Genomic DNA, 14,139 nt, shown 5'->3' with positions numbered 1-14,139 from the left:
TCATAGCCAATTTGTGCCTGATTGCACCATCTTCCATTCGTATTCTATACATCAGCCATAGATAAGCCGAGGATATCCCGACTCTATAAGAGTTGGCTTATCCTCGGCTTATCCTGTACCAAATTTGGTTTTTCCTATACGTCAATTAGCGAGTACAACTATATTTAAAGCGAAGTATCTATAAACAATACGTATCGAAATTGGAATTTGGTATGGGGTTGACCGGGTGTCAGGTTGATGTATAGCCCGGAAAAAATATTTAGTCTAAAACTTTTTAAGGTTATCATTCCCCCATCACGGATAGGTTCAGACTACATTATACATCCTTTCTTTGCAGTCATTTATAGCTGTAATGTTTTCTTTTTGATTTTGCTTTAACATGGGATCATATAATGTTTACTTTATAAAATCCCTAAGTCGCTATTTTTGTCTAAACCCCTTCGGATAGCCATTCTTACAAACATATTAGCACAACCCATAGAGTACCTTAAAGGCGTTGGCCCTTTGAAAGCAGATATGCTAAAAAAGGAATTGGGCATTTTTACCTACGGAGACCTTTTGAACTTCTTTCCCTACCGGCATATTGATAAAACACGCATCACACGCATATCAGATCTTACACCTTCAGTGGACTTTGCGCAGGTGCAGGGCAAACTCTGGTATTTTGAAATGGCCGGGGAACGCAGCGGGAGGAGGCTTACAGCATTTCTTACCGATGAAACCGGGGTGTTGGAACTTACCTGGTTCAAAAATGTAAGCTGGATAGAAAAGAACCTGAAGCAAAATGAATTATATAATGTCTTTGGCAGGATCAGCTTTTTTATGGGCAAGCCCCAGATCGTGCATCCTGAAATGGAAATGGTGAAAAACCTCAGTACTTCCACTAAGGATTTCCTGGAGCCTGTTTACTCCACCACGGAGAAGTTAAAGGCCAAGGGATTGAGCGGGCGCCAAATAGGAAAATTGACAACTGCTTTATTTTCATTACTTACAGAATCTGCCATCCCTGAAAACCTTCCCCAGGCATTGACTAGCAAATTGAAGTTGATGCCGCGGTACCAGGCGATGAGGCAAATACATTTTCCGAGTTCGATTCCCTTGTACGAACAGGCTTTAAGAAGGTTAAAATTCGAAGAGTTTTTTATTACCCAGCTACGCCTGGCAAAGGTTCGTTCTGACAGGCACCGGAAGTCGAAGGGAGTGATCTTTGAAAAAGTAGGGGAACTTTTTAATACTTTTTATAAAGAGCATTTGCCTTTTTCCCTGACGGGTGCTCAAAAAAGGGTGATTAAAGAAATACGTAACGATACGGGCAGTGGTCACCAGATGAACAGGTTATTGCAGGGAGATGTGGGAAGTGGAAAAACCATTGTGGCTCTCCTTATTATGTTGCTGGCTGTAGACAATAGCTATCAGGCCTGTTTAATGGCCCCTACAGAAATACTTGCTCAGCAACATTTTACCTCAATAAGCTCTTTATTGAAAGAACTACCGGTGGGGGTACAGCTACTTACAGGCTCAACTCCTGCCCGTGAACGAAAGTATATTTTAAAAGAACTGGCAGAAGGAACCCTTAGTATCCTTGTCGGCACTCATGCCCTGATAGAAGAAGTTGTCCAATTTAAAAACCTTGGTTTTGCTGTAATTGATGAACAGCACCGGTTTGGTGTTGCTCAAAGAGCATCCCTATGGAAAAAAGCGCCTATACCGCCGCATATATTAGTGATGACGGCAACACCCATTCCCCGTACGCTGGCCATGACTGCTTTTGGAGACCTGGATTACAGTATTATGGATGAATTACCACCAGGGCGGCAACCTATTACCACAGTTCATCGTTATGATAGTTACAGGACTAAGGTGATGGATTTCATAAGGGGAGAAATAGATTCAGGCCGCCAGGTTTATATAATCTTCCCGCTTATTGAAGAAAGTTCCAAACTGGATTATGAAAACCTGATGAGTGGGTATGAAAACGTAAAAGCTTTTTTTCCCGAGCCGCGTTACTGGATAAGTATGGTACATGGTCGTCAGCCCTCTGACCAGAAAGAAACGAATATGAAACGTTTTGTTTCGGGTGATACACAGATCATGGTAAGTACAACGGTAATTGAAGTGGGTGTAAATGTCCCCAATGCAACAGTGATGGTCATTGAAAATGCGGAAAAGTTTGGCTTGTCGCAATTGCACCAGTTAAGAGGCCGGGTGGGTCGAGGTGCTGAAAAGAGCTACTGTATCTTATTGACATCGTCCCAGCTTGGAACAGAGGCTAAAGAAAGGATCAGGATCATGACCACTACCAACAATGGTTTTGAAATTGCAGAAAAAGATCTGGAGCTGCGTGGTCCGGGAGAAATAGAAGGAACCAAACAAAGTGGTGTATTAAACTTTAAGCTGGCAGACCTTGTCAAAGATAAACTGATACTGGAAGCTGCCAAGAAGGTAGCAGAGCAGCTCATAGAAAATGATCCGGAATTAGAAGACCCCGCCAATCAACCTCTGAAGAACTATTTACTGTCACTTCATGGTAAAACTCCCTGGAGCAGAATTTCTTAACAGGGTGTTTACACAACAATTTTGATGAATATTAGTTAACTTAGAAAAGATTGAACCCTAAAAGCTACATACTTCTTCTGCTATCCACCCTTCTTGCTATTTCCTGCTTTAGCCAGAATATTGAATTTATTGAAAATAAGGGCCAATGGGATAAGAAAGTTTTATTCATGGGCAAGGTGTCTGCAGGTGCTTTTTTTGTACACAAGGATGGTTTTACTGTATTGCAAAACAATGCTTCAGACTGGGAACAGCTTCATGAATTTACGCACAACAGGGGTGCTAATGAAACAAACAGGGATGCAGCACGAAACCTTGTTTTACGTTCGCATGCCTATACCGTCAATTTTGAAGGTGCCAATCCCCAGGCCAGGGTGCTACCAGATAAGGAATTGATCACTGTCAGTAATTATTTTTTGGGCAATGATCCCTCCAAGTGGGCTACTAACTGTAAAACCTACCAGGGTATTACAGTGAAAGATATTTATCCAAATATTGATGTAAGGTACTATTCTGACAATGGAACAATGAAGTATGATCTCATTGTAAATCCAGGTGGAAATGTGGCCAACATTGCTTTGAAGTATAATGGCGTCAATCAACTAAAGATCAAAAATAAAGAGTTGATCATTGGCACGTCCGTTGGTGACCTTAAAGAATTGTCTCCCTATAGCTTTCAATACAAACAGAATGGTAAGGCTGAAGTAGGCGCTAAATATTCTTTAAAGAACAATACGGTCCGGTTCAATATAAAGGACTATGATCCAACCACTACACTTATTATAGATCCTACACTGATATTTTGTTCATTTACGGGAAGTGCTGCGGACAATTGGGGTTTTACGGCTACCTATGGTCCTGATGGAAGTATGTTTGGAGGAGGTATCGTATTCTCCCAGGGGTTTCCTGTTTCGCCAGGTGCTTACGATACAGATTTTGGTAATGGAGGATCTTGTTTTGGAAACAATGGTTTTGACATTGGAATAATAAAGCTTTCCCCCGATGGGACAACAAGATTGTATGCCACCTACCTTGGCGGTAGTGGAAATGAAATGCCCCAAAGCCTGATAACAGATAGCAGGGGAGAACTGATCATTGCTGGAAGAACTGATTCACCGCTTCCTGGAGCAGGAGGCACATCCTATCCCACTACGGTACCTGTATTTGGACCTGGTGGCTCATGGGACATCATTATAACCAAGCTGAATGCAGCCGGTAATGGTCTTGTGGGTTCGGCCCGGATAGGTGGGAGTGGGGAAGACGGAGCTAATATTTCAGCATGTGGAGGTGGGGCCCGTTCCCTTCAACAAAATTATGGAGATGAAGGTCGCAGTGAGGTTAACCTTGACAACGCTGGTAATATTTACCTCGCTTCCTGCACACGTTCAGACAATTTTAAGGTGCAGGGTGGATTTCAATCTTCTTCAGGAGGCAGCCAGGACGGCGTAGTGATCAAGTTCACTCCCGATCTTTCTAATTTATTGTTCAGCACTTATTTGGGAGGAAGTGGCGATGATGCCGCCTATGTTATATCTATAGATCCTATTACCAGTAATATTTATGTAGCCGGGGGAACCTTAAGTAATAATGGATTTGGTTCTACCTCGGGTAGTATCAGCCCTTCCAATAATGGAGGTATTGATGGTTTTGTTTCAGAGATCAGTAATGATGGATCAACCCTGATCCGGAGTACATTTTTAGGAACCAGCGGCGATGACCAGGTGTACGGATTAAAATTTGACAAGTTTGGATTTCCTTATGTGATGGGGCAAACCACTGGCAAATGGCCTGTTCTAAATGCAGGATGGAGCCAGGCAAATGGCAAGCAGTTCATTGCTAAATTGAAAAAGGACCTTTCCGGTTATGTGTATTCTACCACCTTCGGAAAGGGTGATGCTTTTCCTGATATTTCACCTGTGGCTTTCCTTGTGGATCGTTGTGAGAATGTTTACGTCTCCGGTTGGGGAGGCCTTGTAGATACCAGGTATAAGAGTTCGGGTGCACAAGGCTTACCTGTGACACCGGATGCCATCAAAAGTTCTCCTGACATCAATACTGCTAACCACCTGGGACAGGATTTTTACTTTTTTGTTTTAAAGAAGGATGCGGCTGCCCAGTTATATGGAAGCTTTTTTGGACAAAATGCACCGGGTTCTATAGGTGACCACGTTGATGGAGGCACCAGCCGTTTTGACCAGAATGGGGTGATCTACCAGGCTATATGTGCCAACTGTGGCAATAACCTGCCTTTCCCTACCACGCCTGGTGCCTGGTCTGCTACTAAACCCTCGAGTGCAAATTGCAACCTTGCTATGGTGAAGATCTCATTTGAGTTTTCCGGCGTCCGTTCAGGCATCCAATCTTATATTAATGGAGTTCCAAGGGATACTGCAGGTTGTGTGCCTCTGACCGTTGACTTTACTGATACGGCCCAATTGGCAGTGAGTTATGAATGGAATTTTGGTGATGGTAGCCCGCAAGTAACCTCTACCACGCCGGGACTTAGTCACACTTACAATGCTGTAGGCGTTTACAGGGTAATGCTGGTGGCCATAGATTCAACAACCTGTAACATCAGGGACACCTCCTACTTGAATATTAAAGTAGGTGACCTTAAAGCTTTACTGGATTTTAATTCCAAAAAACTAGACCCATGTACGGCATTTAAATACCAGTTTGATAATCTATCAGTAGCTCCTCCTTCGGCACCTTTTACCGGTAATACCTTTACCTGGGATTTTGGAGATAATACGCCAAGGATCAAAGCAGGAACAGGCCAGGTATTTCATACCTATGCAGCTCCCGGTACCTATACAGTAAAACTCATCCTGAGTGATGATAATTATTGTAATTCTCCGGATAGCGTGGTGAAACAAATACGCGTCGCAGCTTTGGTAAAGGCAGATTTTGAGACCCCGGCTACTGGCTGTGCTCCGTATGAAGCAAGCTTTAATAATATATCAGCCGGAGGCTCTCAATTTACCTGGGATTTTGGTGACGGTGGTACATCTACCGATGTAAGCCCAACGCATTTATATCCTAATCCTGACACCTATACCATATCCCTTACAGCTATAGATTCGGCTACCTGTAACATTACTGATACCAAAACATCAAGCATCACCATTTATGCGAATCCAACGGCTGACTTTACGGCAACGCCTCAGCCACCGGTAGTAAATACACCTATCTCATTCACAAACCTTTCAAGTGCGGATGCAGTTCGTTTCAAATGGCTGTTTGGTGATGGAGATTCCTTATTGACCACAACCAGGTCAATCATTCAACATGAATACAATGCAACCAATACCTACCATGCTTGTCTTATAGCATATAATGTGGCAGGTTGTTCAGATACTATTTGCAAGGACGTCAGCACGCTCATAGAGCCCGCACTGGATGTGCCCAATGCCTTTACGCCTAATAGCGGAGATGTGAACAGCAAGGTTTTCGCCCGTGGCTTTGGAATTGCAAAGATGAAGTTTACAATATGGGCCCGTTGGGGTGAAAAGGTTTTTGAAACCAATGATAAACACATTGGCTGGGATGGCCGCTTCAATGGTAAACTGCTCCCTATGGATGTATATGCTTATACTATTGAGGCCGAGTTTTCTGATGGGACCAAGACGAGCAGGAAAGGGGATATAACATTGATCAGGTAACTGTACAAGTTCAAATTCGAAAATGTGCAAATGAAACATATTATTTACATATGGAGCCTTTTGATCAGCGCATTGTTTTTTGCCCCCAAGACATTTGCCCAGGATCTTCATTTTTCTCAGTTCTTTAATTCACCCTTAACGACCAATCCTGCTAATACGGGATTTATTCCTGATGGAGATTACCGCCTCGGTATCAATTACCGGGACCAATGGTCAACGATCATGTCAGTGCCCTATAAGACCATGAGTGCTTTTGGAGACGTTCAGCTAATGAAGAACAAGTTTGAAAATGGATGGATTGGTTTGGGTGGCGTTATATTAAGAGATGTAGCAGGTAGCGGCAATCTTACCTCTACAAAGTTATATGGTTCAGTAGCGTATCACCAGTTGCTGGGGTATTCCAGTTTGTTAAGTCTTGGATTTAATGTAGGTATGTCCAATAAACAAATCAATGTTGCCAATCTTAAATTCCCGGACCAGTTTGATGGAAAATTCTTCGATAGCAAACTGCCCACCAGTGTTTCCCTTGACAATAACAATATCAGTTACCTGGATATGCAAGTTGGAATGAACTATGCCTATTTCCCCACGCCAAGCGTGTATGTCAACACGGGCTTTTCGGTACATCACGTAAACCGCCCCCACGAATCATTCTTTTCAACTGAGGCAACAGGGGTTGACAACCGGGTGCCTATGCGGTATATAGGATTTTTAAATGGAAGCTTTAAGTTGAACGACCAGGTTATACTGAATCCAAATATTTATTACACCCGCCAATCAAATGTATCTGAACTGGTAGGGGGAATGAATGCCCACTACAATTTATCAGGTGATGGAGAATATCTTTTAATTGCCGGTGCATATTACAGGCATAAGGAAGCTATTATTCCTTTGGTGGGATTAGGATTTAAGGATTATACTTTCACTTTTACCTACGATGCCACTATTTCTTCTTTGAAGAACTTCAATAATTCCCGGGGAGCTTTTGAGTTCTCATTGATAAAGCAAGGAGTAATAACCCCTGGTGGCCAGAAAGTAACACCTTGCCCGACATTTAAGACTTATTAACAGCTACCTGCTACAGTTTATTGACGTCTTCATCTTTAGAAGCTTTGTAATACCTCAGCGGCCTTTATACCAGTTTCTGAGGGTTCTTTTCATGCTACGTGCCTGTAGTTGGGATTTTTGCTTTTAGTTTTGCATGTTTTAAACGATTTTTACAGCAATTATTTCAGGTTCATGTATACTGTTGATAGAACACCCGCTGCGATAGTTCACCTTGAGCAGTTCAGAAATATCGTCGGCGCCCCCTATGTTTTTGTAGATGAGGAAGTATTACATCATTACGCTTCCGATGAAACTGAAGACCTTCATTTTTTGCCCGACGTAGTCATTAAGCCAGCCAATGCGGAAGAGATAAGCCAGCTTTTAAGGCTATGCAATGAATTCAGGATTCCCGTTACGCCCCGTGGGGCAGGTACCGGCCTCAGTGGTGGAGCGCTGCCAAATTTTGGTGGTGTGCTGCTTTCCATAGAAAGATTAAATAAGATCATTTTAATTGATGAGCGTAACCTACAAGTGATCACTGAGCCCGGGGTAATAACGGAGGTGCTGCAGGATGCCGTAAAAGAAAGAGGGCTGTTTTATCCTCCTGATCCAAGCAGCAGGGGGTCCTGCATGATAGGGGGAAATATTGCAGAGAACAGCGGTGGACCCAAGGCTGTGAAATATGGTGTGGTCAAAGATTATGTATTGAACCTGGAAGTGGTTTTGCCTACAGGGGAGATCATGTGGACAGGAGCTAATGTTTTGAAAAATGCCACGGGCTATAATCTTACCCAATTATTAGTAGGCAGTGAAGGCACACTCGGCATTGTGACAAAAGCTGTATTAAAACTGATACCCTTGCCAAAATATGACTTGCTGATGCTTGTACCTTTTAAAAATGCTGAAAATGCATGTGCGGCAGTAAGTTCCATATTTACGGCAGGATACACTCCCAGTGCAATGGAATTTATGGAAAGGGATGCGCTGACATGGGTAATGCGATTTGTTGACAATAGTATAATTCCTATAGATGAAGCTGTACAGGCTCATTTGCTGATAGAAGTAGATGGAAATGATATAGAAGTTTTGATGAAGGACATGGAAGGTATTTCTGAAATCGTGATGGGTTTTGATTGTGGAGAGATATTATTTGCTGAGGATGCACAACAGAAAGAGGAATTATGGAAACTGCGTCGTAGGGTGGGAGAGGCTGTAAAATCTAATTCTATCTATAAGGAAGAAGATACAGTAGTACCAAGGGCAGAACTTCCTGCATTATTAAAGGGCGTAAAGGAAATAGGCAGGAAATATGGCTTCCATTCAGTTTGTTACGGCCATGCCGGAGATGGCAATTTGCATGTGAATATCATAAAAGGTGAGTTAAGTGATGAGCAATGGAATGGGTCACTAAAAACAGGGATCAGGGAAATATTTCAATTGGTAAAAGAATTAGGTGGTACCATCAGTGGAGAACATGGTATCGGCCTGGTACAAAAGGAATATTTGTCCATCGTATTTGATGAAATGCAAATGCAGATCATGAAACAGATCAAAAAGGTTTTTGATCCCAATAACATTCTCAATGCAGGAAAAATATTTGATGCCTGACCCTATGCAGCGAAGGATATTCAGGTAATGTCTTTAAATACAATAAATTAGGTTACTACAGTAATGGTCAATAAAACCCACTTGATGAAAAAATTAAGTTTCTTTTTATTCCTGCTTTCATTTTCCCAGGTAGTTCTTTCGCAGGATACTGACACCGATACGGGGAAAAAGGGTTTTCAAAAGGAAAAGCTTTTTGTGGGTGGTAACTTTGGATTATCAGTTGGTACTTATACTTTGATCAATATTTCTCCTCAAATAGGATACAGGTTCACAGATTATGTGGCTACCGGTGTAGGAATCAATGCACAATATGTAAGCACAAAGGAAAGATACTCTAACGGCGATCCATATTGGAAAACATCCCAGGGTGTAGCCGGGCTCAATGTATTTGGACGGGTGTATCCTATACAGCAAATCATGATACAGGTGCAGCCCGAGGCTAACTACGTATTTGGTAAGCAAATCTTCTATGGACCGCCACGTGAAGAATATAAAATGGATGCACTGATCGTTCCCAGTTTGTTATTGGGCGGAGGTGCTGTTTTTCCTTCAGGCAGAGGTGCATTTATAGCCTCTGTATTTTATGATGTATTGCAAAACAAGAACTCGCCTTACGGGGCCAGGCCATTTTACACCTTTGGATATAATATAGGCCTGCATTAATTAAGATACTGCAGGAATTCTGCAGGTTCTTTCAATACCGTTAACATGGTATCTACACCTCCATATAAAAAGCCTTCTTTTTCCAGGTGGTGCATATGATTAAGTAATGGATCATAGAATCCGGCAGTGTTCAGAATAAATATTTGTTTATCGTGAATGGAAAGCTGGTTCCATGTAACGATCTCAAAAAGTTCATCCAGTGTACCAAAGCCTCCCGGAAGAATGATGGCAGCATCGCACAATTCATAAAGCTTTCTTTTTCGAATATGCATGTCATCAACCACCAGTAACTCACTAATGTTATCATGCTGGTGTTCCCAGCCAACTAAAACCTGTGGGATCACCCCGCGAACGATTCCCCCTTGTTCCATTACGGTATCTGCAACAACACCCATTATTCCATTTTTCCCGCCTCCATAGATCAATTCTAATTTTTTCTCTGCCAGTATTCCTGCCATTATTTTGGCATGCTCCACATATAATTTGTTGTTCCCTACTTTTGATCCGCAGAAGATGGCCACTTTGTTAATCTTGCTCATTGCATTGTCTTTGAAAGCAAAAGGAATACAAATTTTTCTATCTTCAAAAATTACAATCGTAATCTTGCAACTGTTCATAAAAAGATAAAGCATGAATTCTGCTGTATTGTTATCCTTTGTCGTCGCCTACTTTGTCATTCTTTTAGTTGTTGCTTATTTCACTTCACGTAATTCGAATAATGAGTCGTTTTTCATTGGAAATAAAAATTCCAACTGGATGCTTGTGGCTTTTGGAATGATAGGTACTTCACTAAGCGGCGTCACTTTTGTTTCTGTTCCGGGCACTGTTGGCCTGGCTGCTTTCTCTTACGGGCAGGTAGTCATTGGGTACCTGCTGGGTTATTTTGTCATTGCATATGTTTTATTGCCTCTTTATTACAGGCTAAACCTTACCTCTATATATAATTACCTGGAGCATCGTTTTGGGATAACTTCCTATAAAACCGGTGCGCTATTCTTTATTATCTCCCGGACCTTAGGTGCTACGGCAAGGTTGTACCTCGTGATCAATGTGTTGCAGATCTTTATTTTGAAAGACCTGGGGATCAGTTTTGGTCTCACCACTTTCATCATTTTATTAATGATACTCCTGTATACTTTTGAAGGCGGAGTAAAAACAATCGTTTATACAGATACACTACAGACAACTTTTATGCTATTGGGCCTGGTGGTTTGTATGATCTACATAATGAGCAACATGAACCATTCTATTGGTTCTACCTTGCAGGAACTGGGAAAGACCAACCTGACAAAGATCTTTAACACGGATACCAATTCATCGGGATTCTTTCTAAAAAGCATACTGGGGGGCATGTTTATTACCATTGGCATGACAGGGCTTGACCAGGAGATGATGCAAAAGAATATCAGTGTGAAAACGCTGAAAGATTCCCAAAAGAACATGATAACCTTCAGCGTGATCATGGTGGTGGTAAATTTTTTATTCTTGTTACTCGGTGGTGTGTTATTCCTTTATGGCAAAGCCAACAATGTAGTTGTACCAGGCGATGACCTGTTTCCTACCATTGCTTTGAAAGGTTACATGCCGGCGGCGATCTCTATCATTTTTATTATTGGATTAATATCCGCCCTGTTTCCAAGCGCAGATGGTGCACTTACTGCATTGACCTCTTCTTTTTGCCTGGATATTTTAGGTTTGAAAAGAAAAGATGACCTTTCTGAAAAGCAGAAAAAGCGAACCAGGCTAACTGTGCACATCACGTTTGCAGCCATTTTTTTCCTGATCGTTATGGGCTTTAAGCTTATGGACAGTAAATCCATCATTGATATTATTTTAAAAGTGGCTGGTTTCACTTACGGCCCACTATTGGGACTGTTTTCTTTCGGTATACTGACAAATAGAAAGGTTAACGACAGGTTATCATTATATGTCTGCCTATTGGCCCCTTTACTTATTCTTGGAATTGATTTCGTGAACAATATTGAATGGTGGCAAAAGCAGGTAAACATTGAGGGTTCATGGGTTGATGGCGTTAAATCTCTATCCCATGCCATTTTTGGTAATTTCAAAATAGGAACCGAATTATTGATCTATAACGGTATACTGACCTACCTGGGCCTATACATAATTTCAAAACCCCAACCTGTTTCCAAAGAAGTAAAAACAATTCTTGAGCATGGAGCTTATTAATCCACTTGTTCAATCGTATGCAGAAAAGTATACTTCAGCAGAAGATGCACTATTACAGGAGATAGCAGCATATACATATAATAGTCATCCAAAATCGCATATGTTAAGTGGTCATCTCCAGGGTAAATTCCTGGAAATGGTCAGTCACATGATCAGGCCAAAGCGCATATTGGAGATCGGTACTTTTACCGGTTACAGCGCCATTTGCCTGGCCAAGGGACTACAAAAGGATGGTCTTCTACATACGCTAGAACTTCGGGAAGAGGATGCAAATTCAGCAAAAGCCTTTTTTGACCGATCTTTTTTTAAGGATCAAATAATTTTACATATCGGTGATGCGTTAGAACTTATCGGTGAAATAGATGAATTGTGGGATTTGGTTTTCATCGATGCAGATAAGGAAAATTATATCAGTTATTTTAACCTGGTTTTGCCCAAACTAAAGCCAAACGGCTTTATTTTAGCGGATAATGTGCTTTTTCATGGCCAGGTTTTAGAAGAACCGGTCAAAGGCAAAAATGCTAAAGCCATTCAGGCTTTTAATGATTTTGTCGCAGGTAGGGATGATGTGGAAAGATTGCTGTTGCCCATTCGGGATGGACTTTGCCTGATCAGGAAATTGCACTGATATCAAATATTGCACGGAAACCTAAGACATCCAATGAAAAAGCTCTCCATCATTATTTCCTTTCTTTTTTCTGGCAGCATGTTGTTTGCCCAGTCCACTGAGGTCATTCAAAAGTATATTGATACATACAAGGATATAGCTATAGAAGAGATGAACCGTACCGGCGTACCGGCAGCTATTACCCTGGCCCAGGGCATACATGAAACCAGTGCGGGTCAGAGTGACCTGGTGAGAAAATCAAATAATCATTTTGGTATAAAATGTAAGGCTGAATGGTCTGGACCCAGTGTAAGTCATGACGATGATGCAAGAGGCGAATGTTTTAGAAAGTATGATGATCCTATAGATTCCTATAAGGATCATTCCGATTTTTTAAAGAGTCGTCCGCACTATGCTTTTTTATTCAGGCTTGATCCTACAGATTTTGAAGCCTGGGCTTATGGACTGAAAAAGGCTGGTTACGCAACGAATCCCCGTTATCCACAAATCCTTATTAAATTGATAAAGGATTATAACCTGGAAGATTATACCCTGATCGCATTGAACCGGAAAGGTGATAATAGTAATATTTCACTCGTAAATAATAACGTTACCAGCAAAGAGGCTAATAGCCAATCTATTCCTGCTGTAAGTATCGAGACTGTACCAACTGTACAATATCCCTCGGGATTATTTAAGATCAATGAAACAAAGGTGATCTTTATTCCAAAGGGCACTTCCTATTTAAAGGTGGCAGAGGAAAATGATATTTCTTTATCCCGGCTTTTTGAATTCAATGATCTCCATTCATCATTAGATATTGCCCAGGTGGATCAGCTTCTTTTTCTGCAACGTAAAAGAAAAAAAGGAGCTAATGAGTACCATATAGTACTACAGGGTGAAACTTTACATGATATTGCGCAGAATGAAGGTATTAGAATGGAAAGCCTTTTAGAATATAATTTTCTGAAGTATGGCATGCAACCAAAGGCTGGAGAAAAACTATTCCTGCAGAACGATGCACCTTCTATGCCTAAATTGGTTACAGATGATCCTTCGCCCGTGATGGCCTATTCTAAAGGGCCTTCTGCGCCTGTAAGTTATAGTACTGAGATGAAAACTGTTTTTCATACAGTGCAGCCAAAGGAAACTTTGTATGCCATCTCCAGGAAATACGAGGTATCTGTAGACGATCTCATTAAATGGAATGCATTACAATCGAATGATTTAAGAACAGGCCAGCAATTGCGTATCAATAAAAAAACAGGGAATGGGACCAATTAAGCTTCACGACAAAAGTTTTGACACCTATTTATCGGAAGAAGAGATACAAGCTAAGATCCGCGAGATAGCTGATTCCATTAATCAGGATTATAAAGATAAACGGCCCTTGTTCATTGCGATCCTGAATGGTTCATTCATGTTTGCTGCAGATTTGTTCAAACACCTGACCATAGATGCGGAGATTTGCTTTATCAAACTTGCTTCTTACAAAGGGATGAAGTCGAGCGGGAACATTATTACAGCTATAGGACTTGACCAGGATGTTTTTGGACGTGATGTGGTGATAGTAGAGGATATTGTTGATACGGGGAAAACATTAAATGAATTTCTTCCCCAGTTGCATCACCAGCAACCCAGGTCATTGGCCATTGCAGCCTTGCTGCACAAACCAGAAGCCTCACAATTTCCTTTAACGATCAATTACACTGGATTTAAAATTCCAAATAAGTTCGTCGTAGGGTATGGACTGGATTATGATGGATTGGGAAGAAACCTTAAGGAGATCTATCAATTGGCCTAACTCTT

Annotated in this window: 10 protein-coding genes; 9 read left to right on the top strand and 1 reads right to left on the bottom strand. The window is 41.5% G+C overall.

Annotated features, from left to right (window positions below; all coding sequences use genetic code 11):
• The first annotated feature begins 426 nt into the window (after nt 1-426).
• The 5 genes from recG (at nt 427) to BP74_RS07890 (ending at nt 9,533) form a co-directional block, all read left to right on the top strand.
• On the top strand, nt 427-2,556 hold the full coding sequence (gene recG / locus BP74_RS07910; RefSeq protein WP_496372812.1) for an ATP-dependent DNA helicase RecG: 2,130 nt from the start codon (nt 427-429) through the stop codon (nt 2,554-2,556).
• Between the two features lie 50 nt (nt 2,557-2,606).
• Nucleotides 2,607-6,215: a DUF7948 domain-containing protein gene (locus BP74_RS07905; RefSeq protein ID WP_496372810.1), complete on the top strand. Its 3,609-nt coding sequence runs from the start codon at nt 2,607-2,609 to the stop codon at nt 6,213-6,215.
• 30 nt (nt 6,216-6,245) lie between these two features.
• Complete coding sequence (locus BP74_RS07900) at nt 6,246-7,283, top strand: PorP/SprF family type IX secretion system membrane protein (protein WP_496372808.1); 1,038 nt, start codon at nt 6,246-6,248, stop codon at nt 7,281-7,283.
• 171 nt (nt 7,284-7,454) lie between these two features.
• A complete protein-coding gene (locus tag BP74_RS07895; RefSeq protein ID WP_496372806.1) occupies nt 7,455-8,870 on the top strand; it encodes an FAD-binding oxidoreductase in 1,416 nt (471 codons plus the stop codon).
• Between the two features lie 84 nt (nt 8,871-8,954).
• Nucleotides 8,955-9,533, top strand: a complete 579-nt coding sequence (locus BP74_RS07890; protein WP_496372804.1) for a hypothetical protein — start codon at nt 8,955-8,957, stop codon at nt 9,531-9,533.
• Here BP74_RS07890 and BP74_RS07885 read toward each other — a convergent pair.
• On the bottom strand, nt 9,530-10,072 hold the full coding sequence (locus BP74_RS07885) for an LOG family protein (protein WP_496372802.1): 543 nt from the start codon (nt 10,070-10,072) through the stop codon (nt 9,530-9,532). The genes BP74_RS07890 and BP74_RS07885 overlap by 4 nt on opposite strands.
• Before the next feature lie 91 nt (nt 10,073-10,163).
• Here BP74_RS07885 and BP74_RS07880 point away from each other — a divergent pair, with 91 nt between their 5' ends.
• The 4 genes from BP74_RS07880 to hpt are packed head-to-tail and all read left to right on the top strand — an operon-like array spanning nt 10,164 to nt 14,134.
• Nucleotides 10,164-11,723, top strand: a complete 1,560-nt coding sequence (locus BP74_RS07880) for a sodium:solute symporter (protein WP_496372800.1) — start codon at nt 10,164-10,166, stop codon at nt 11,721-11,723.
• On the top strand, nt 11,710-12,351 hold the full coding sequence (locus tag BP74_RS07875; protein WP_496372798.1) for an O-methyltransferase: 642 nt from the start codon (nt 11,710-11,712) through the stop codon (nt 12,349-12,351). The genes BP74_RS07880 and BP74_RS07875 overlap by 14 nt, the downstream gene beginning before the upstream one ends.
• A 33-nt stretch (nt 12,352-12,384) precedes the next feature.
• A complete protein-coding gene (locus BP74_RS07870; RefSeq protein WP_496372796.1) occupies nt 12,385-13,614 on the top strand; it encodes a glucosaminidase domain-containing protein in 1,230 nt (409 codons plus the stop codon).
• Nucleotides 13,601-14,134, top strand: a complete 534-nt coding sequence (gene hpt, locus BP74_RS07865) for a hypoxanthine phosphoribosyltransferase (RefSeq protein WP_496372794.1) — start codon at nt 13,601-13,603, stop codon at nt 14,132-14,134. Before BP74_RS07870 ends, hpt begins: the two co-directional genes overlap by 14 nt.
• Nucleotides 14,135-14,139: the final 5 nt, after the last annotated feature.

Source organism: Flavisolibacter ginsengiterrae DSM 18136 (genome assembly GCF_059568575.1).
The sequence above is the reverse complement of the archived record's forward strand: the minus strand, read 5'-3'. Positions and strand labels throughout refer to the sequence as shown.

Coding starts and splice junctions, on each gene's coding strand:
- BP74_RS07880 (WP_496372800.1), top strand. CDS start 10,164: ATGAATTCTGCTGTATTGTTATCCTTTGTCGTCGCCTACTTTGTCATT.
- hpt (WP_496372794.1), top strand. CDS start 13,601: ATGGGACCAATTAAGCTTCACGACAAAAGTTTTGACACCTATTTATCG.
- BP74_RS07870 (WP_496372796.1), top strand. CDS start 12,385: ATGAAAAAGCTCTCCATCATTATTTCCTTTCTTTTTTCTGGCAGCATG.
- BP74_RS07875 (WP_496372798.1), top strand. CDS start 11,710: ATGGAGCTTATTAATCCACTTGTTCAATCGTATGCAGAAAAGTATACT.
- BP74_RS07890 (WP_496372804.1), top strand. CDS start 8,955: ATGAAAAAATTAAGTTTCTTTTTATTCCTGCTTTCATTTTCCCAGGTA.
- BP74_RS07885 (WP_496372802.1), bottom strand. CDS start 10,072: ATGAGCAAGATTAACAAAGTGGCCATCTTCTGCGGATCAAAAGTAGGG.
- BP74_RS07900 (WP_496372808.1), top strand. CDS start 6,246: ATGAAACATATTATTTACATATGGAGCCTTTTGATCAGCGCATTGTTT.
- BP74_RS07895 (WP_496372806.1), top strand. CDS start 7,455: ATGTATACTGTTGATAGAACACCCGCTGCGATAGTTCACCTTGAGCAG.